This window comes from Oceaniovalibus guishaninsula JLT2003, from assembly GCF_000299575.1.
In the GTDB taxonomy this organism is placed as follows: Bacteria; Pseudomonadota; Alphaproteobacteria; order Rhodobacterales; family Rhodobacteraceae; genus Palleronia; species Palleronia guishaninsula.
Genome location: NZ_AMGO01000010.1, coordinates 12261 through 30313, shown reverse-complemented (window position 1 = coordinate 30313; position 18053 = coordinate 12261). Strand labels below are relative to the sequence as shown.

Annotated in this window: 17 protein-coding genes and 1 tRNA gene; 8 read left to right on the top strand and 10 right to left on the bottom strand. The window is 68.6% G+C overall.

Annotated features, from left to right (window positions below; genetic code table 11):
- The first annotated feature begins 18 nt into the window (after positions 1-18).
- The 3 genes from ypfJ to OCGS_RS14470 all read left to right on the top strand — a co-directional run bounded on the left by ypfJ (position 19) and on the right by OCGS_RS14470 (position 1573).
- Positions 19-861: a KPN_02809 family neutral zinc metallopeptidase gene (gene ypfJ, locus OCGS_RS03490; RefSeq protein WP_007425844.1), complete on the top strand. Its 843-nt coding sequence runs from the start codon at positions 19-21 to the stop codon at positions 859-861.
- 112 nt (positions 862-973) lie between these two features.
- Positions 974-1057, top strand: a tRNA-Leu gene (locus OCGS_RS03485).
- Positions 1058-1144: 87 nt separating this feature from the next.
- On the top strand, positions 1145-1573 hold the full coding sequence (locus tag OCGS_RS14470; protein WP_007425843.1) for a hypothetical protein: 429 nt from the start codon (positions 1145-1147) through the stop codon (positions 1571-1573).
- Position 1574: 1 nt separating this feature from the next.
- On the opposite strand, the gene OCGS_RS03475 is transcribed toward OCGS_RS14470, so the two are convergent.
- Positions 1575-2450: a 3-hydroxybutyryl-CoA dehydrogenase gene (locus OCGS_RS03475; RefSeq protein ID WP_007425842.1), complete on the bottom strand. Its 876-nt coding sequence runs from the start codon at positions 2448-2450 to the stop codon at positions 1575-1577.
- A 161-nt stretch (positions 2451-2611) separates the two neighbouring features.
- Between OCGS_RS03475 and OCGS_RS03470 the strand changes: the two genes are divergently transcribed.
- On the top strand, positions 2612-3457 hold the full coding sequence (locus OCGS_RS03470; protein ID WP_040610455.1) for a DUF6473 family protein: 846 nt from the start codon (positions 2612-2614) through the stop codon (positions 3455-3457).
- Between the two features lie 653 nt (positions 3458-4110).
- On the opposite strand, the gene OCGS_RS03465 is transcribed toward OCGS_RS03470, so the two are convergent.
- The 6 genes from OCGS_RS03465 to OCGS_RS03440 all read right to left on the bottom strand — a co-directional run bounded on the left by OCGS_RS03465 (position 4111) and on the right by OCGS_RS03440 (position 8042).
- Positions 4111-5037 (bottom strand): electron transfer flavoprotein subunit alpha/FixB family protein, encoded by a 927-nt coding sequence (locus OCGS_RS03465; RefSeq protein ID WP_007425840.1) that lies wholly within the window; start codon positions 5035-5037, stop codon positions 4111-4113.
- Positions 5037-5798, bottom strand: coding sequence for an electron transfer flavoprotein subunit beta/FixA family protein (locus tag OCGS_RS03460; RefSeq protein ID WP_007425839.1), 762 nt, complete (start codon positions 5796-5798; stop codon positions 5037-5039). The genes OCGS_RS03465 and OCGS_RS03460 overlap by 1 nt, the downstream gene beginning before the upstream one ends.
- Before the next feature lie 88 nt (positions 5799-5886).
- Positions 5887-6459 carry a cob(I)yrinic acid a,c-diamide adenosyltransferase gene (locus tag OCGS_RS03455; RefSeq protein WP_007425838.1) on the bottom strand — a complete coding sequence of 191 codons (573 nt, stop codon included), beginning with the start codon at positions 6457-6459 and terminating at the stop codon, positions 5887-5889.
- Positions 6460-6461: 2 nt separating this feature from the next.
- Positions 6462-6668: a twin transmembrane helix small protein gene (locus OCGS_RS03450; protein ID WP_007425837.1), complete on the bottom strand. Its 207-nt coding sequence runs from the start codon at positions 6666-6668 to the stop codon at positions 6462-6464.
- A gap of 58 nt (positions 6669-6726) precedes the next feature.
- Positions 6727-7563, bottom strand: a complete 837-nt coding sequence (locus OCGS_RS03445; RefSeq protein ID WP_007425836.1) for an SDR family oxidoreductase — start codon at positions 7561-7563, stop codon at positions 6727-6729.
- Positions 7564-7604: 41 nt separating this feature from the next.
- On the bottom strand, positions 7605-8042 hold the full coding sequence (locus tag OCGS_RS03440) for an SH3 domain-containing protein (RefSeq protein ID WP_238538215.1): 438 nt from the start codon (positions 8040-8042) through the stop codon (positions 7605-7607).
- 130 nt (positions 8043-8172) lie between these two features.
- Here OCGS_RS03440 and OCGS_RS03435 point away from each other — a divergent pair, with 130 nt between their 5' ends.
- Positions 8173-10476, top strand: a complete 2304-nt coding sequence (locus OCGS_RS03435; protein ID WP_040610453.1) for a DNA topoisomerase IV subunit A — start codon at positions 8173-8175, stop codon at positions 10474-10476.
- On the opposite strand, the gene OCGS_RS03430 is transcribed toward OCGS_RS03435, so the two are convergent.
- Positions 10469-10903 carry a PaaI family thioesterase gene (locus tag OCGS_RS03430; RefSeq protein WP_007425833.1) on the bottom strand — a complete coding sequence of 145 codons (435 nt, stop codon included), beginning with the start codon at positions 10901-10903 and terminating at the stop codon, positions 10469-10471. The genes OCGS_RS03435 and OCGS_RS03430 overlap by 8 nt on opposite strands.
- Positions 10904-10961: 58 nt before the next feature.
- Here OCGS_RS03430 and OCGS_RS03425 point away from each other — a divergent pair, with 58 nt between their 5' ends.
- Positions 10962-11747 (top strand): enoyl-CoA hydratase, encoded by a 786-nt coding sequence (locus OCGS_RS03425; protein ID WP_007425832.1) that lies wholly within the window; start codon positions 10962-10964, stop codon positions 11745-11747.
- On the opposite strand, the gene OCGS_RS03420 is transcribed toward OCGS_RS03425, so the two are convergent.
- Together OCGS_RS03420 and gdhA are read right to left on the bottom strand one after the other, a co-directional pair.
- Entirely contained in the window at positions 11748-12590 is an 843-nt protein-coding gene (locus OCGS_RS03420; RefSeq protein WP_007425831.1) for a fumarylacetoacetate hydrolase family protein, read from the bottom strand. It abuts the gene before it with no gap.
- 68 nt (positions 12591-12658) lie between these two features.
- Positions 12659-14008 carry an NADP-specific glutamate dehydrogenase gene (gene gdhA / locus OCGS_RS03415; protein ID WP_007425830.1) on the bottom strand — a complete coding sequence of 450 codons (1350 nt, stop codon included), beginning with the start codon at positions 14006-14008 and terminating at the stop codon, positions 12659-12661.
- 239 nt (positions 14009-14247) lie between these two features.
- On the opposite strand from gdhA, the gene OCGS_RS03410 reads away from it, so the two are divergent.
- Together OCGS_RS03410 and metH are read left to right on the top strand one after the other, a co-directional pair.
- Positions 14248-15294 (top strand): homocysteine S-methyltransferase family protein, encoded by a 1047-nt coding sequence (locus OCGS_RS03410; RefSeq protein WP_007425829.1) that lies wholly within the window; start codon positions 14248-14250, stop codon positions 15292-15294.
- A complete protein-coding gene (gene metH / locus OCGS_RS03405; protein ID WP_007425828.1) occupies positions 15287-18010 on the top strand; it encodes a methionine synthase in 2724 nt (907 codons plus the stop codon). The genes OCGS_RS03410 and metH overlap by 8 nt, the downstream gene beginning before the upstream one ends.
- Positions 18011-18053: the final 43 nt, after the last annotated feature.

The window sequence follows — 18053 nt, the reverse complement described above, 5'->3', positions numbered from 1 at the left end:
GACGAGAGGACAACCGGGATGCAATGGCGCGGGCGGCAGGGCAGCCGCAACATCGAGGATCGCCGCCGCGGCGGGCGCGGCCGGGGCGGCGTCGCGCTGGGCGGTGGCGGCGGTCTGGCGGTGCTGGCCGTCGTGGCGGTGGGCTGGTTCCTGGGCGTCGATCTGACGCCGCTGCTGGACGATGCGGGACCGCAGGCGCAGCGCCCGATCGGCCCCGCCGACGAGGAGGCCGCGCAGTTCGTGTCGGTCGTGCTGCGCGACACCGAACGGGTCTGGTCGGTCGTCTTCGCCGACCAGCTGGGCGCCGAATATCCCGCCCCGGTGCTGGTGCTGTTCAGCGGCGCGACAAGCAGCGCCTGCGGCGGGGCGTCGATGGCGACGGGGCCGTTCTATTGCCCGGCGGACGGCAAGGTGTATCTGGACACGCAGTTCTTTGCGGTGATGCAGCGGCAATTGGGGGCCGGGGGCGATTTCGCGCAGGCCTATGTCGTCGCGCACGAGGTGGGCCATCACGTGCAGAACGTGCTGGGCACGCTGTCGCGGACCGAGGCGTCGGGCGCGCGCGGCGGCGACGCCAATGCGGTATCCGTCCGGGTCGAGTTGCAGGCCGATTGCTATGCGGGCATCTGGGCGCGCCACCAGCAGGACAGGTTCGGCACGCTGGACCCCGGCGACGTGGGCGAGGCGATGAACGCGGCGCGGCAGATCGGGGACGACCGGCTTCAGCAGCAGGCGGGCCGGGTGCCGCGCCCCGAGACGTTCACCCACGGCACCAGCGCGCAGCGCCAGCGCTGGTTCGCCCGCGGCTATGACAGCGGCGACTTGCGCCGGTGCGATACGTTCGGAACGCCCGCCCTCTGACGCGATTGGGTCTTTCCCTTGGGCGCGCGGGGCGCTAGACCGCCGCCGTCCGGGGCTGGATCCCCGGTCGGCCGATCCGCGCTACCGGCGGGCGGCTGCCTGACGGCGACGGGCGGGTGTGGCGGAATGGTAGACGCGAGGGTCTCAAACACCCTTTCCGCAAGGAGTGTCGGTTCGAGTCCGACCACCCGCACCAGCCTTGCAACCCTGCAAAGACATGCGATTGCACTGGAACCCCGGCCCGATCCGGGCCAGATTGCAGGCCGTGACGAAGGAGAGGACGATGCGGCAACCCCCGTGGCATTTCTGGCCTGTCGTGTTTCTGGGCGGGCTGTGGCATCTGTTCGGATGCTTCGATTATCTGGTGACGCAATACGGCGCGGGGTTCTGGACCGGCCCGCTGGATGCAGGCGAGCGGATGTTCGTCGAGACGCTGCCGGCCTGGGTCGAGGGCGCCTGGGGCATCGCCGTCTGGGGCGGGCTGCTGGGCATCGTCCTGATGGCGGCGCGCGCCGCCTTCGCGCCGCTGCTGCTGGCGGTGTCGGCCATCGCGACGGTCGTGTTGACGGTGTGGATGATCGCGTTCTCGATCCCGTCGCTGGGCGCGGTCGCGGGACAGGGCGGCATCGCGGTCATGCTGGGGGCCTGCGTCGCGGCGATCCTGCTGTGGCTCTATGCCCGCCGGATGCGCCGCACGGGCGTCATCGACTGACCTAGCGGGTGGGTTTGGGGACGTCGCCGCGGTAATCGTAAAAGCCGCGCTGCGTCTTGCGGCCGAGCCACCCCGCCTCGACATACTTGGTCAACAGGGGGCACGGGCGATATTTGGTGTCGGCCAGCCCGTCATGCAGCACGTTCATGATGGCGAGACAGGTGTCCAGCCCGATGAAATCGGCCAGTTCCAGCGGCCCCATCGGGTGATTGGTGCCGAGCTTCATCGCCTTGTCGATGGACAGCACGTTGCCGACGCCTTCGTAAAGGACATAGACCGCTTCGTTGATCATCGGCATCAGCACGCGGTTGACGATGAAGGCGGGAAAATCCTCGGCCACGGCGGCGGTCTTGCCCAGCCGTTCGACCACGTCGAGCAGCAGGCGATAGGTTTCCTCGTCGGTGGCGATGCCGCGGATCAGCTCGACCAGACTCATCACCGGGACGGGGTTCATGAAGTGGAAGCCCATGAATTTCTCGGGCCGGTCGGTGCGGCTGGCCAGCCGCGTGATCGAGATGGACGAGGTGTTGGAGGTCAGGATCGTGTCGGGTTTGAGATGGGGCACAAGCTCGGCGAAGATGGCGTCCTTGACGGATTCGCGCTCGGTCGCGGCCTCGATCACCAGATCGCTCTGACCGAGATCGGCCAGTTGCGAAGTGGTCCTGATGCGCGCCAGGGCGGCATCGCGATCCTCGGCGCTGATCTTTTCGCGCGTGACCTGGCGGCCGAGATTGCCCTCGACCAGCTCGACCGCGCGCTTCAGCGCGGCCTCGTTCACGTCGGTCAGCAGAACGTCGTAGCCCGACAGCGCGAAGACATGGGCGATGCCGTTGCCCATCTGGCCCGCGCCGATGATTCCGACGGTTCTGATATCCATTTCTGTCCCCCGATTGCCGCGCGACCTTATGCGCCGCGCCTTCGCCGATGCAAGCCGCGGCGCCGACAATGTTCGACGAATTGGCGCTTTAGCGAATCGGGAACTTCCTTTTGCCAGGGTGGCGGCTGTCGAGGGCAACGGGCGGTCGGGCTTTGGAACGAGTGCGAAGAAAGGGCGGCACGGCGGAAATCGTGCCCTGCCGCTATGGCGCGTCGCGGCTGACCTTCCGGGGACCGGCGCGGGTCGTCGTCGGCGGCCATGTCGCGGCATTGGGCGGGTCCGAGACGTTCGGCGCCAACGTCGCCCTGCCCTGGCCCGAACTGCTGGAACGGCGGATCGGCGTGCCGGTGGTCAATCTGGGTGCCGCGCATGCGGGGATCGACGCGCTGGCGGCGGACGAGGCGGTGCTGGCGATAGCGCGGACCGCGCGGCTGGTCGTGGTGCAGATCACCGGCGCGCATCTGCTGTCGAACGGGCTCTACAGCCTGCATGCGCGGCGCAACGACCGGGTGATCCGGCAGACCGACGCGCTGCGCCGGCTTTATCCGCGCACCGACTTTTCGGGACATGTCTTCGTGCGGCACATGCTGAAGGCGCTGCACGCGGAATCGCCCCGGCGCTTTTCGGCGGTGCGGGACGAGTTGCAGAGCCTGTGGCCGGCGCGGATGCTGGCGCTTTGCGCGGCACTGGGACGGCCTGCGGTGCTGTTGTGGATGGGCAGCCGCCCGCCTGACGATGGCGGCGACGCGGTCGAGGGCGATCCGCTGTTCGTGACGCGCGCGATGCTGGACACGGTGCGGCGCGGAACGGCCGGGCTGGCCGAGGTCTGGGACGATCCTTTCGGACGGCGCGACCTGCGTGGACAAGTGCATGCCGACGGCACCACGCGGGCCCGCAATGCCCTGCCCGGCGCGGATCTGCACGACCGCGCGGCGGACGCGCTGGCAGGGGTCGTGGCGCCGATCCTGGCGCGCGAGGATGCGATGGGGGTGCAGCGGGCGGGGTGAGCCGGTCCAAGGCGGACGGTTGCAGGGGGAAGCGGCGCAGGTCGACGCGGGGAGGCGGCCGCTTGTGGGGGCCGGTCTTGGATCGGGGCGTGTGCGGCGGCGGGTTCGTGTCGGGGGCTTTGCCAAGGTGGCGTGACGGAGGTGCTTTGGCCGTTCGGTCGGAGGCGGGCTGGCGGATTGTCGGTCACAATGCCGCCCAATGCGGGCGAGGCGATCCCTGCGGACCGGGACCGGGCCGGATGACCGGGCCCGCCAGTCGGCGCTGCCGGCCTTGGCTGTTGAGAAGGGTGGCGGTGGACCCCGAACCCGATGTCGCCACGGGTGGGTGCGGCGGTGTTTGCGTGAGCGCCCTGGCGAACGGCTTGGCTACGTCCGCTGACCGCCCGATTGGAGCGCAACGCGTTCAAAATGGTCGGTGGGGGCAGCGGCCTTGGATGGGTGCGGCCGTGATTGCCGTGACGAGCGGCTTGGCTATGTTCGCTGACCGCTCGACCAAAGCGTAACGCGTGCAAAGCGGTCGGTCGGGGTAGCCGTCTTGGCGGCGCTGCGTTCCGGCATACGGGGGACGGTCGAGAAATGGGGCGTTTATCCGCAGGGCGGACCGGCGCCGACCGGGTGGCGACCGGCGGCACCGAAGCGCCGCCGGGAAGGGGTCAGAGCTTTTCGGTCAGTTCGGGCACAAGCTGGAACAGGTCGCCGACCAGGCCGTAATCGGCGACCTGGAAGATCGGCGCTTCCTCGTCCTTGTTGATGGCGACGATGATCTTGCTGTCCTTCATCCCCGCGAGGTGCTGGATCGCGCCCGAGATGCCGACGGCGACATAGAGTTCGGGCGCCACGACCTTGCCGGTCTGGCCGACCTGCCAGTCGTTGGGGGCATAGCCCGAATCGACCGCGGCGCGGCTGGCGCCGATGGCGGCGCCCAGCTTGTCGGCCAGCTTCTCGATGATGGCGAAATCCTCCTGGCTGCCGATGCCGCGGCCGCCCGAGACGACGCGCCCGGCGCTGGTCAGTTCGGGGCGGTCGCTGGCGGCCACCTTGTCCTCGACCCATTCGGACAGGCCCTGCGGCGCGGGCACGTCGATCTGCCGGATCTCGGCGGATCCGCCGGTGCCGGCGGCGTCGAAGGTCGAGGTGCGGATGGTCAGCACCTTGGTGGCGTCGCGCGATTTCACCGTCTGGACGGCGTTGCCGGCATAGATCGGACGCTCGAACGTGTCGGCGTCCACGATGCCCGACACGTCGGTCAGGATCATCACGTCGAGCAGGGCCGCCACACGCGGCAGGATGTTTTTGGCGTCGGTGGTGGCGGGGGCGGAGATGTGGGTGTAATCGCCCGCCAGACCGGCCATCAGCGCGGCGACGGGTTCGGCCAGACGATGGCCCAGCGACGGATCCTCGGCCACCAGCACGGTCGTCACGCCCTCGATCGTCGCGGCCGCCTGCGCGGCGTCCGCGGCCGACGCACCCGCGCAAAGCAGCGTCACATCGCCCAGCATGGCGGCAGCCGTCACCGCCTTGGCGGTCGCGTCCATGTTCAGTTCGCCGTCCGTCACCTCGGCCAGAAGCAGCACAGCCATCAGATCACCCCCGCTTCGTTTTTCAGCTTGTCGACCAGTTCATCGACCGATTTCACCATGATGCCCGCCTTGCGCGCGGCCGGTTCCACCGTCTTGACCACTTCCAGCCGGGGCGAGACATCGACGCCGTAATCGGCGGGCGTCTTTTCTTCCAGCGGCTTCTTCTTGGCCTTCATGATGTTGGGCAGCGACGCATAGCGCGGCTCGTTCAGGCGCAGATCGACGCTGACCACGGCGGGCATCCTGACGCGGATCGTTTGCAGGCCGCCATCGACCTCGCGCGTGACGAGGGCATGGTCGCCCTCGATCTCGACCTTGCTGGCGAAGGTGGCCTGCGACCAGCCCAGAAGCGCCGACAGCATCTGGCCGGTGGCGTTCATGTCGTTGTCGATGGCCTGCTTGCCGCACAGCACCAAGCCCGGCGCCTCGGCGTCGATCACGGCCTTGAGCAGCTTGGCCACGGCCAGCGGTTCGATGTCGGTCGCAGGGTCGTCGGCGGCGACGATCAGGACGGCGCGGTCGGCGCCCATCGCCAGCGCGGTGCGCAACGTCTCGGTCGCCTGCTTGACGCCGATGCTGACGGCGACGACCTCGTCGGCGGCGCCCTTTTCGCGCAGGCGGATCGCTTCCTCGACGGCGATCTCGTCGAAGGGGTTCATGGACATCTTGACGTTCGCCAGATCGACACCGCTGCCATCCGCCTTGACGCGGACCTTCACGTTGTAGTCGATGACGCGCTTGACGGGTACGAGCACCTTCATGCGGACTTCTCCTTTGCTGTCCGCACAGACCTAGCGCGGTCGTTTGCGGGAAAACAGGGGCAATCTGCCGGTGCGCGCGGTCCCTGCCCTAACGGTTCGCGCCCGGCACCCACAGCACGTCGGCGCCGCCGTCGTCGTTGGCGATGCGCGCGGCGCAGAAGCACCAGTCGGACAGGCGGTTGAGATAGCGGATCGCGGCCTCGTTCACGGGTTCGGTCCCGGCCAGTTCGACCGTCAGGCGTTCGGCGCGGCGCACCACCGTGCGGCAAAGGTGCAGATGCGCGGCCAGCGCCGATCCGCCGGGCAGGATGAAGCTGCGCAGGGGTTTCAGCGCGTCGTTCATCGCGTCGATTTCCGCTTCCAGCCGGTCCACCTGCGCGCCCGCCATGCGCAGCGGCGGGTAGTCCGCATCGGCGTCGCGGTCCATGTCGGGGCGGCAGAGGTCGGCGCCCAGATCGAACATGTCGTTCTGGATCGCGGCGATGCGCCCGGCCATGTCGCCCGTGGCATGCAGGCGGGCCATGCCGAAGGTGGCGTTGGCTTCGTCCACGGTGCCGTAGGCCGCGACGCGGGGGGCGTGCTTGTCCACGCGCGCGCCGTTACCGAGCGCCGTCTGCCCGGCATCGCCGGTGCGGGTATAGATGCGGTTGAGCACGACCATGATCAGCCTCCGGCGCGGCGCAGAAAGACGAACAGAAGGATCAGCGCCACCGCGCCCGCCTGCGCGTAAATGCGCCAGCGCATGATCCGGTTGGCGTTGCGGCGGTTGAATTCGCCCCCCCGGCCGAAGCTGCCGATGCCGAACAGCAGGATCGCCGCGACGCCCAGCACGGCGAGCGCGACGACGATGAACAGGGGATCGCTGGCCATGCCGCTCCTTTCGGGTTGTCACGGCCGACATAGCAGACGGGCGCGGAAAGGCGAGGGGTCAGGGCGCGCGGGCGAGAAACCGGTCGAGCGTGCTGGCCGGCAGGACGCGGCGCCAGAAGGCGATGAAGCGCGTGGGCGTGGTGATGCGGTAGCGCGGCCGGGGGCGGCGCGACTCCAGCGCATGGACCAGCGCCGCCGTGACCGCCGAGGGCGGCAGTTCGAAGCGGTCGGGCTTGTCGCGGTCGGTATAGAGCCGCGCCAGGAGGGACGATTCGTATTGCGCGCGGCGGGGCGATGCGCGCCAGTCGATCCAGCGTTCGAAATGCGGGATCGAGTTCTGGCGGATGCGCGTCGTGATCGGCCCCGGTTGCAGCGACACGATGCGGATGGGCGTGTCGCGCATTTCCAGCCGCAGCGTGTCGGTCAGCCCTTCCAGCGCGTATTTGCTGGCCACATAGGCGCCGCGCCAGCGCATCGGCACGAAGCCCAGCACCGACGAGCAGTTGACGATGCGTCCGTGCCCCTGCGCGCGCATCACCGGGATGACGGCGCGGGTCAGGGCGTGCCAGCCGAAGAAATTAGTTTCGAACACCGCGCGCAGCGCCTCGACCGGCAGATCCTCGACCGCGCCCGGACAGGCGAAGGCGCCGTTGTTGAACAGCGCGTCAAGCGTGCCGCCGGTCTGCGTCAGGACGTGACCGAGGGCCGCGTCGATGGTCGCGTGGTTGGCATAGTCGAGGCGGACGGAATGCAGTCCCTCGCCCGCCAGACGCGCGCAATCGGCAGCGGACCGGCAGGCGGCGAAGACGCGCCAGCCGCGACGATGCAGCGCATGGGCCGCGTCATAGCCGATGCCCGACGAACAGCCGGTGATGAGGATCGAGCGTCCCGCCATGCGCCGTCATGTCGCGCGGCTGTGGCTTTGGCAAGGCGGGGTCAGACCTGACGCTGAAGGAAGCGGCCGAAGATCCAGGCGTCGGTCGCGCTGCCTTCGGTGCGGATGCGCAGCCACCCGCTGTCGGTGCGTTCCAGAACCTCGGCGCGCTGGCCTTCGCCGACCTGTCCGACGATGGCGTCCGACGTGGACGGGCCGCCGCGCAGGTTGACGCGGTTGCCCGTGACCACCCAGTAATCGGGCGTCGCGGCCTGCGAAGGGACGGCTGCCGCCGGGACTGTCACGGCGGCAACGGCGCGTTCGATGGCGGCCGGATCGTCGAACAGCACGGCATCGGCGGCTTCGGTGCCGATGCGCACGCCGGCGGGATCGAAGGCGGTGCGGGTGGCGGCGGGGGGATCGCCCTCGGCCGGGTTTTCGCCCGCGATCAGCATCGTCAGGCCGAGACCTGCAACCAGCAGGGAGGTCAGTCGGATCATCATTTCGGTCGTGCTCCGTCAAGGGGGCGTGGGATGTGTCGGCGGAAAAACCGCTCAAGTGCCGGAAAAGTTCAACACAAGTCCGATTTGCGGCATTTACCCGTGCGGCGCGGGGCGGTATCGGGGCGGCATGACCGACAATCCCGACGCGACGGACGCCGCCCCCGGCGAGTTCACCGAGTCCCTGCGCCGCGCCATCGGCGAGCGGTATCTGACCTATGCGCTGTCCACGATCATGCACCGCGCCCTGCCCGACGCGCGCGACGGGCTGAAGCCGGTGCATCGGCGCATCCTTTACGCGATGCGGGAATTGCGGCTGGGATCGACGGGGGGGTTTCGCAAGTCGGCCAAGATTTCCGGCGACGTGATGGGCAATTACCACCCGCACGGCGACGCCGCGATCTATGACGCGATGGCGCGGCTGGCGCAGGATTTCAACGTCCGCTATCCGCTGGTGGACGGTCAGGGCAATTTTGGCAATATCGACGGCGACAACCCCGCCGCCAGCCGATACACCGAAGCGCGCATGACGGCCGCCGCCGAGGCGCTGCTGGACGGCCTGTCGGAAGACGCGGTGGATTTCCGCGACAATTACGACGGCACCCTGACCGAGCCTGTCGTGCTGCCCGCGGCGTTCCCCAACCTGCTGGCCAACGGATCGTCGGGCATCGCGGTGGGCATGGCCACCAACATCCCGCCCCACAACATCGCCGAGCTGGTCGATGCCTGCCTGCTGATGATCCGCAAGCCGGATTGTCCCGACGACAAGTTGCTGGATTTCGTCAAGGGCCCGGATTTCCCCACCGGCGGCGTCGTGGTCGAGGACGCGCAGAGCATGGCCGAGACCTATCGCACCGGGCGCGGCAGTTTCCGGCTGCGCGCGAAATGGGAGGTGGAGGATCTGGGACGCGGCCAGTGGCAGATCGTCGTGACCGAGATCCCCTATCAGGTGCCCAAATCCCGCCTGATCGAGAAGATCGCCGAGATCGTGCAATCGAAGAAGCTGCCGATCCTGGCCGATGTGCGCGACGAAAGCGCCGAGGACGTGCGCCTGATCCTGGAGCCGCGCGCGCGCAGCGTCGATCCGCAGGTGCTGATGAACATGCTGTTCCGCCAGACCGATCTGGAAACGCGGTTCGCCATGAACATGAACGTGCTGATCGACGGCCGCACACCGCGCGTCTGTTCGCTGAAAGAGGTGCTGCGCGCCTTCCTCGACCATCGGCGCGAGGTTCTGCTGCGTCGCTCGCGGTTCCGGCTGGGGCGAATCGATCACCGGCTGGAGGTTCTGGAAGGCTTCATCGTCGCATTCCTGAACCTCGACCGGGTGATCGAGATCATCCGCTACGACGACGATCCCAAGGCCGCGCTGATGGCGCAGGACTGGGAGGCCGTGCCGCCCCGCGCCGCGACCGAGGCCGATTACCAGCCGCCCCGCCCCGCCCCTTCGGGCCTGAGCGAGGTTCAGGCCGAGGCGATCCTGAACATGCGCTTGCGCGCCCTGCGCCGGTTGGAGGAGATGGAGCTGCGCCGCGAACGCGACGCGCTGGCCGACGAGCGCCGCGCGCTGCTGGAGCTGCTGGGAGACAACGGCCTGCAATGGCGCGCCATCGCCGCGCAACTGACGGAGACGCGGCGCCAGTTCGGCCGCGCCCATCCGCGCGGCGAGCGGCTGACCGCCTTTGCGGATGCCGCCGACACGCCCGACCTGCCCATCGAGGCGATGATCGACCGCGAGCCGATCACCGTCATCTGTTCGGCGATGGGCTGGATCCGGGCGATGACCGGCCATATCGACCTGACCCGCGAGCTGAAGTTCAAGGGCGGCGACGGCCCGCGCTTCGCCTTTCACGCCGAGACGACCGACCGGCTGTTGCTGATGGGCAGCACGGGGCGGTTCTATACCATCGCGGCCAGTTCCCTGCCCGGCGGGCGCGGTATGGGCGAGCCGGTGCGCCTGATGGTCGATCTGCCCAACGAGGCGCAGATCGTCGATCTGCGGGTGCATCGTCCGGGCGGCAGGCTGCTGGTCGCGTCGAGCGCCGGGGACGGGTTCGTGCTGCCCGAGGACGAGGCGGTGGCGCAGACGCGGACCGGCCGTCAGGTGCTGAACGTGCGCGCGCCTGCCGTCGCGGCACTGGCGCGGCCCGTGCGAGGCGATCACGTCGCGGTGGTGGGCGAGAACCGCAAGGTGCTGGTCTTTGCGCTGTCGGATCTGCCCGAGCTGGGACGCGGCAAGGGGGTGAGGCTGCAATCCTACAAGGATGGCGGCCTGTCGGATGCCACGACCTTCGTTCTGGCCGAGGGGCTGTCGTGGAAGGATCCCGCCGGACGCACCCGGACCGAGACCGACCTTTCCGACTGGATCGGCAAGCGGGCGAGCGCCGGGCGGATGGCGCCGCGCGGATTTCCGCGCGACAACCGCTTCACCTGACGGCGGGTCGGTCGGCGGGGATGGAGTAGGTCAGCGAGGCGCGCGCGACGGGATCGGCCAGACCGTCCGAATGCAGCAGCACGTCGCCCACGGCCAGCACGCGCCCCAGTTTCAGCAGCCGCGCCGTGGCGCGCAGGTCGGCGCCGTTGCGGGGCTTGCGCATGAAGTCGATGCTGCAATTCGTCGTCACCGCCAGCGCGACCGGACCGATCCGCGCCAGGATCGCCAGATAGATCGCCACATCGGCCAGCGCGAACATCGTCGGTCCCGACACGGTGCCGCCGGGGCGCAGGTGCTTGTCGGACACGGCCAGCCGCACGACCAGCGCTTCGCCGTCCGTCCGTTCGATCGCGAAATCGTCGGCGACCTGCGGAAACTGGTCGCGCAGGAACGCCGTCAGCGCGGCTTCGTCCATCGCCATCGTCATGCTGGTCCCCCTGCCCTGCGCCCGCTAGGGTTTGGCAAAGGCGGCAGGCGGGGGCAAGATGGCAATCCTGGAACGTAGCGACGACGGCGCGGTGGCGGTGCTGACGCTGAACGCGCCCGAAAGGCTGAACGCGCTGAGCGACGAGATGCTGGCCGCGCTGGCGCAGGCGCTGGACGCGCTGGAAGCGGACCGGACCATCCGCGCGGTGGTGCTGCGCGGCGCGGGGCGGGCGTTTTGCGCGGGGCACGACCTGCGGCAGATGCAGGCCGCGCGGCAGGCGCCGGATGGCGGCACGGCCGCGTGGCGCGATCTGTTCGACCGCTGCGCGGACGTGATGCAGCGCCTTCAGCGCCTGCCGCAGCCGGTGATCGCGCAGGTCCACGGCGTCGCCGTGGCGGCGGGCTGTCAGCTTGTCGCGAGCTGCGACATGGCGGTGGCGGCCGACAGCGCGCGGTTCGGGGTGAACGGGGTGAATATCGGGCTGTTCTGCTCGACGCCGATGGTGGCGCTGACGCGCGCGATGCCGCGCAAGGCCGCGTTCGAGATGCTGACGACCGGACGGCTGATCAGCGCGGTCGAGGCGCAGGCTTTGGGGCTGGTCAACCGCGTCGCCCGCGAGGACGAACTGGACGAAGCGGCGCTGGATCTGGCGCGGCAGGTTGCGGCGAAACTGTCCAGCGCGGTGCGGATCGGCAAGCGCGCCTTCTACGAACAGGCCCAGATGGGGCTGGCCGATGCCTATGCCCATACGGGTGCGGTGATGGTGGCGAACATGCAGGATACGGACACGGCCGAGGGGATCGCTGCCTTTCTGGACAAGCGCGACCCCCGGTGGGAGCAGTAGTCAGGCCTGCCCGACCGTCTGTCGCTGTTCGCCCAGCCCCTCGACGCCCAGCCGCATCGTCTGGCCGGCGCGCAGATAGACGGGGGGGTTCTTGCCCATGCCGACGCCCGGCGGCGTGCCGGTCGAGAGGATGTCGCCCGGTTCCAGCGTCATGAATTGGCTGACGTAATGCACCAGATGGCGCACGCCGAAGACCATCGTGGCGGTCGTGCCGTCCTGCATCCGCTGTCCATCCACGTCCAGCCAGAGGGCCAGCGCCTGCGGATCCGCCACCTCGTCGCGCGTGACCAGCCAGGGACCGACAGGGCCGAATGTATCAGCGCTTTTGCCCTTGGTCCACTGGCCGCCGCGTTCGGTCTGGAAGGCACGTTCGCTGACATCGTTGACGATGCAATAGCCCGCGACGTGATCCATCGCCGCGTCCTCGTCCACGTAGGCCGCGCGTGTGCCGATGACGACGCCAAGCTCGACCTCCCAATCGGTCTTGGCGGAATTGCGCGGGATGAGCACGGTGTCGTTCGGCCCGCAGATGGCAGATGTGGCCTTCATGAACAGGATGGGTTCGCGCGGCACCTCGGCGCCCGTTTCGGCGGCATGGTCGGAATAGTTGAGGCCGATGCAGACCATCTTGCCGGTCCGCGCGACGCAGGGGCCGATGCGGGTGTCGGCGGCGATCTCGGGCAGGCCGGCCGGATCGACCGAGCGCAGTCGGTCCAGCCCCGCCTTGCCCAGCACGTCGCCGGCGATGTCGTCCACGATATCTGACAGGTCGCGGATGCGCCCCGCCCCGTCCAGCATGGCGGGACGTTCGGCCCCCCTGTCGCCCACGCGCATCAGCTTCATCCGGTGTCCTTTCCGCGTTATGTCCGGGCAAGCCTAGCACGGCCTGCCCCGTGCCGGTAAGCGGCGGGTCAGATGACGCCCATGGCGCGCATCGCCTCGGCCACGCGGACGAAACCGGCGATGTTGGCGCCAAGAACGTAGTCGCCCGGCGCGCCGTATTCGACGGCGGTGTCGGCGCAGGCGTCGTGGATGTTGTGCATGATGCCCGCCAGCCGGTCCTCGGTCTTTTCGAACGACCAGCTGTCGCGGCTGGCGTTCTGCTGCATTTCCAGCGCCGAGGTGGCGACGCCGCCGGCATTGGCGGCCTTGCCCGGCGCGAAAAGGACGCCCGCCTTTTGAAAGACGCGGACGGCTTCGGGCTTGCAGGGCATGTTGGCCCCCTCGCCCACGGCGAGCACGCCGTTGGCGACCAGCGTTTCCGCGTCCGGGCCGGACAGTTCGTTCTGCGTGGCGCAAGGCAGGGCCACGTCGCAGGGCACGTCCCAGATCGAGCCGTCCTTGACATAGCGCGCGCCGTTGCCGCGCCGGGCGACGTATTCGGACACGCGTTCGCGGCGCTGTTCCTTGACGTCCTTCAGCAGGTCGAGGTCGATGCCGGCCTCGTCCACCACATAGCCGTCCGAATCCGAGAAGGCGACGACGGTGCCGCCGAAGGACAGCACCTTCTGCATGGCGTAGATGGCGACGTTGCCCGACCCCGACACGACGCAGCGCTTGCCATCGAACGACTGGCCGCGCGTTTCCAGCATACGCTGCACGAAATAGGCGCAGCCGAAGCCCGTCGCCTCCTTGCGGGCGCGCGATCCGCCATAGGACAGCCCCTTGCCGGTCAGCACGCCCGCCTCGTACTTGTTGGTCAGGCGCTTGTACATGCCGAACATATAGCCGATCTCGCGCCCGCCGACGCCGATATCGCCCGCGGGCACGTCGATATATTCGCCGATATGGCGGTGAAGCTCGACCATGAAGGACTGGCAGAAGCGCATGATCTCGCGATCCGACCGGCCGCGCGGATTGAAGTCGGACCCGCCCTTGCCGCCGCCGATGGGCAGGCCGGTCAGCGCGTTCTTGAACGTCTGCTCGAAGCCCAGGAACTTGATGATCCCGACATTGACCGACGGATGGAAGCGCAGCCCGCCCTTGTAGGGACCGAGCGCCGAGTTGAACTGCACCCTAAAGCCGCGGTTGATTTGCACGTCGCCGTTGTCGTCGATCCACGGCACGCGGAAGATGATCTGCCGTTCGGGCTCGCAGATGCGTTCGATAAGCGCCTCGTCGGCATATTCGGGATGCTTGGTGACGACGCGGCCCAGGCTTTCCAGCACCTCGTGGACGGCCTGGTGAAACTCGGTCTCGCCGGCGTTGCGGTGCAGAACGGTGCGCAGGATCGGTTGCAGCTTTTCGTCGATCGACTTCATGGGTCCACTTCTTTTCAGGCTTGCGGGACGACCCCCGGCATCGCGCGGAAGGAACCCGCGTGACGGCGGAATGGCAAGCGCGAATTGGCGGGCAGCGGCGAACAGGACCTTCAGGCGCTGCGGTATTGTCCTGGCGTGTGATGAGCGATCCTCATGATCCTGGTGCGGGATATGAGTTTGATATCGGGTGCCGGGCGCGTTAAGTGCGGCAGTCACCGTCCGACGCGCAAGGAGCTGCCATGAAGACCTTCCGCCTGCCCCGTTCCGACACGTTCGCGGCCATCGAGACGCTGGCGCGGCAGCGGATCGTGCTGCTGGACGGCGCGATGGGGACGATGATTCAGCGGCTGGGGCTGGACGAGGATGCCTATGCCGGGCGGTCGGGCGGCGTCGCCTGCCCGCATCCGACCGACCTGCCGCAGAAGGGCAACAACGACCTGCTGTCGCTGACCCAGCCCGACGCGATCGAGGCCATCCATTTCGAGTTCGCCATGGCCGGGGCGGATATCGTCGAGACGAACACCTTTTCGTCCACGACCATCGCGCAGGCCGATTACGGGCTGGGCGCGGCGGTGGAGGATCTGAACGTGGCGGCCGTGCGCGCGGCCCGCCGCGCCGTAGACCGCGCGACCGCCATCGACGGGCGGCCGCGCTTTGTCGCAGGGGCGGTGGGGCCGACCAACCGCACCGCGTCGCTGAGCCCCGACGTGAACGATCCGGGCTTTCGCGCCGTCAGCTTCGACGATCTGCGCGCCGCCTACGGCCAGCAGATCGCCGCGCTGATCGCGGGCGGGGCGGATCTGATCCTGATCGAGACGATCTTCGACACGCTGAACGCCAAGGCCGCGATCTTCGCCTGTTTCGAGGCGTTCGCGGCGCATGGCAGGCGGCTGCCGGTGATGATTTCCGGCACCATCACGGACGCGTCGGGACGCACGCTGTCGGGGCAGACGCCGACGGCCTTCTGGCATTCGGTGCGCCATGCGCGGCCATTTTCCATCGGCCTGAACTGCGCGCTGGGCGCGGCGGCGATGCGCCCCCACATGGCCGAGATTTCGGGCATCGCCGAGACGCTGACCTGCGCCTATCCCAATGCGGGCCTGCCCAACGCCTTCGGTCAATACGACGAGGGCCCCGACGAGACGGCCGCGCAGATCGGCGATTTCGCGCAGGCGGGGCTGGTCAACATCGTCGGCGGTTGCTGCGGCACGACGCCCGACCATATCCGCGCCATGGCCGAGGCCGTCGCCGGCCATGCCCCGAGAAAGGTGCCCGGCCATGACTGACCGCCTGCTGCGTCTGTCGGGGCTGGAGCCGTTCGTCCTGACGCCCGAGATCCCGTTCGTGAATATCGGCGAGCGGACGAACGTCACCGGATCGGCGCGGTTTCGCAAGCTGATCACCAACCGCGACTATGCCGCCGCGCTGGAAGTGGCGCGCGATCAGGTCGAGAACGGCGCCCAGATCATCGACATCAACATGGACGAGGGGCTGATCGATTCGAAGGCGGTGATGATCGAGTTCCTGAACCTGCTGGCGGCCGAACCCGACATCGCCCGCGTTCCGGTGATGATCGACAGTTCCAAGTGGGAGGTAATCGAGGCGGGCCTGCAATGCGTGCAGGGCAAGCCGGTGGTCAATTCCATCAGCATGAAGGAAGGCGAGGCGCAGTTCCGCGAGCAGGCCGAGCTGTGCCTGGCCTATGGCGCCGCCGTGGTCGTGATGGCCTTCGACGAGCAGGGCCAGGCCGATACCTGCGCCCGCAAGACCGAGATCTGCGCGCGCGCCTATCGCATCCTGGTGGACGAGGTGGGCTTTCCGCCGCAGGACATCATCTTCGATCCCAACATCTTTGCCGTCGCGACCGGCATCCCCGAGCACGACAATTACGGCGTCGATTTCATCGAGGCCACGCGCTGGATCCGGGCGAACCTGCCGCATGTCCACGTGTCGGGCGGGGTGTCGAACCTGTCCTTCAGCTTCCGCGGCAACGAGCCGGTGCGCGAGGCGATGCACGCGGTATTCCTGTATTACGCCATCGCGGCGGGGATGGATATGGGCATCGTCAATGCCGGGCAACTGGCGGTCTATGACCAGATCGACCCCGAATTGCGCGAGGCCTGCGAGGACGTGGTGCTGAACCGCCGCGCCGACGCGACCGAACGGCTGCTGGATCTGGCCGAGCGGTTTCGCGGCGACGGCAAGCGCGAGGAGCGCGTGCGCGATCTGGCCTGGCGCGACTGGCCCGTCGAGAAGCGGATCGAACACGCGCTGGTCAACGGCATCACCGAGTTCATCGACGCCGATACCGAAGCCGCGCGGCAGGCGGCGCGCCGCCCGCTGGACGTGATCGAGGGCCCGCTGATGGCGGGGATGAACGTGGTCGGCGACCTGTTCGGCGCGGGCAAGATGTTTCTGCCGCAGGTGGTCAAGTCGGCGCGGGTGATGAAGCAGGCCGTGGCGCTGCTGCTGCCCTACATGGAAGAAGAAAAGCGCCTGTCGGGGGCCGCCGCCCGCGAGAATGCGGGCCGGATCCTGATGGCGACGGTCAAGGGCGACGTGCACGATATCGGCAAGAACATCGTCGGCGTCGTTCTGGCCTGCAACAATTACGAGATCATCGATCTGGGCGTGATGGTGCCGCCGCAGAAGATCCTGGAAACCGCGCGGCGCGAGAAGGTGGATGCGATCGGGCTGTCGGGCCTCATCACGCCGTCCCTGGTTGAGATGGTGCATCTGGCCGCCGAGATGGAGCGCGAGGGCTTCGACATTCCGCTGCTGATCGGCGGGGCCACAACGTCGAAGGTGCATACCGCCGTCAAGATCGCGCCCGGCTATGGCCGGGGACAGACGGTGCATGTCAACGATGCCAGCCGCGCGGTGGGCGTGGTGTCGAACCTGCTGAGCCCAGACAACAAGGCCGGTTTCGTCGCCGCGATCCGGGCCGAATACGCGGATGTAGCCGACAAGCACGCGCGCGGCGAGGCGGCGAAGTCCCGCCTGCCCTTGCAGGCCGCGCGCGACAACGCGCTGAAGCTCGACTGGGACGCCTATGCGCCCGCCCGTCCGACATTCGCCGGAACGCGGGTCATCGACGACTGGGATCTGGCCGAGATTGCGACGTATATCGACTGGACGCCGTTCTTCCGTGCCTGGGAGCTGAAGGGCGTCTATCCCCGCATCCTGGAGGACGAGGCGCAGGGCGAGGCGGCGCGCGCGCTGTTCGCCGATGCCCGCGCCATGCTGGACCGGATCGTGGCAGAACGCTGGTTCGGGCCGCGCGCGGTGGTCGGGTTCTGGCCCGCCAACGCGGTGGGCGACGACATCCGGGTCTTTGCCGATGACGGCCGCGACGCGGAACTGGCGGTATTGCACACGTTGCGCCAGCAGACCGTCAAGCGCGGGCCGCGCCCCAATCTGGCGCTGTCGGATTTCGTGGCGCCGGTGGGCGCGGCGCCGGACTGGATCGGCGGGTTTGTCGTAACCGCCGGGCCCGAGGAAGCCGCCGTCGCGCGCCGCTTCGAGGAGGCGGGGGACGATTATTCCGCCATTCTGGTCAAGGCGCTGGCCGACCGCATCGCCGAGGCGATGGCCGAGATGCTGCATGCCCGCGTGCGGCGCGAGCTGTGGGGCACTTCGCCCGACGAGGATTTCGCGCCCGACGATCTGACCGCCGAACCCTACAAGGGGATCCGCCCCGCGCCGGGCTATCCCGCGCAGCCCGATCATACCGAGAAGCGGACGCTGTTCGCGCTGCTGGATGCCGAAGCCGCCACCGGCGTGCGGCTGACCGAAAGCATGGCGATGTGGCCCGGCAGCACGGTATCGGGCCTCTATATCGGGCATCCCGAAAGCTATTATTTCGGGGTCGGCAAGGTGGAGCGCGATCAGGTCGTGGATTACGCCGCGCGCAAGGGCATGGACCCGGCAGAGGCGGAACGCTGGCTGGCGCCGATCCTGAACTATGTGCCGGGCGGCGACGCGGCGGTCGCGGCGGAATAGCGCACGCCGTCCGTCGGGGGCCGTCCGGGGGCGGTGCTGGCGC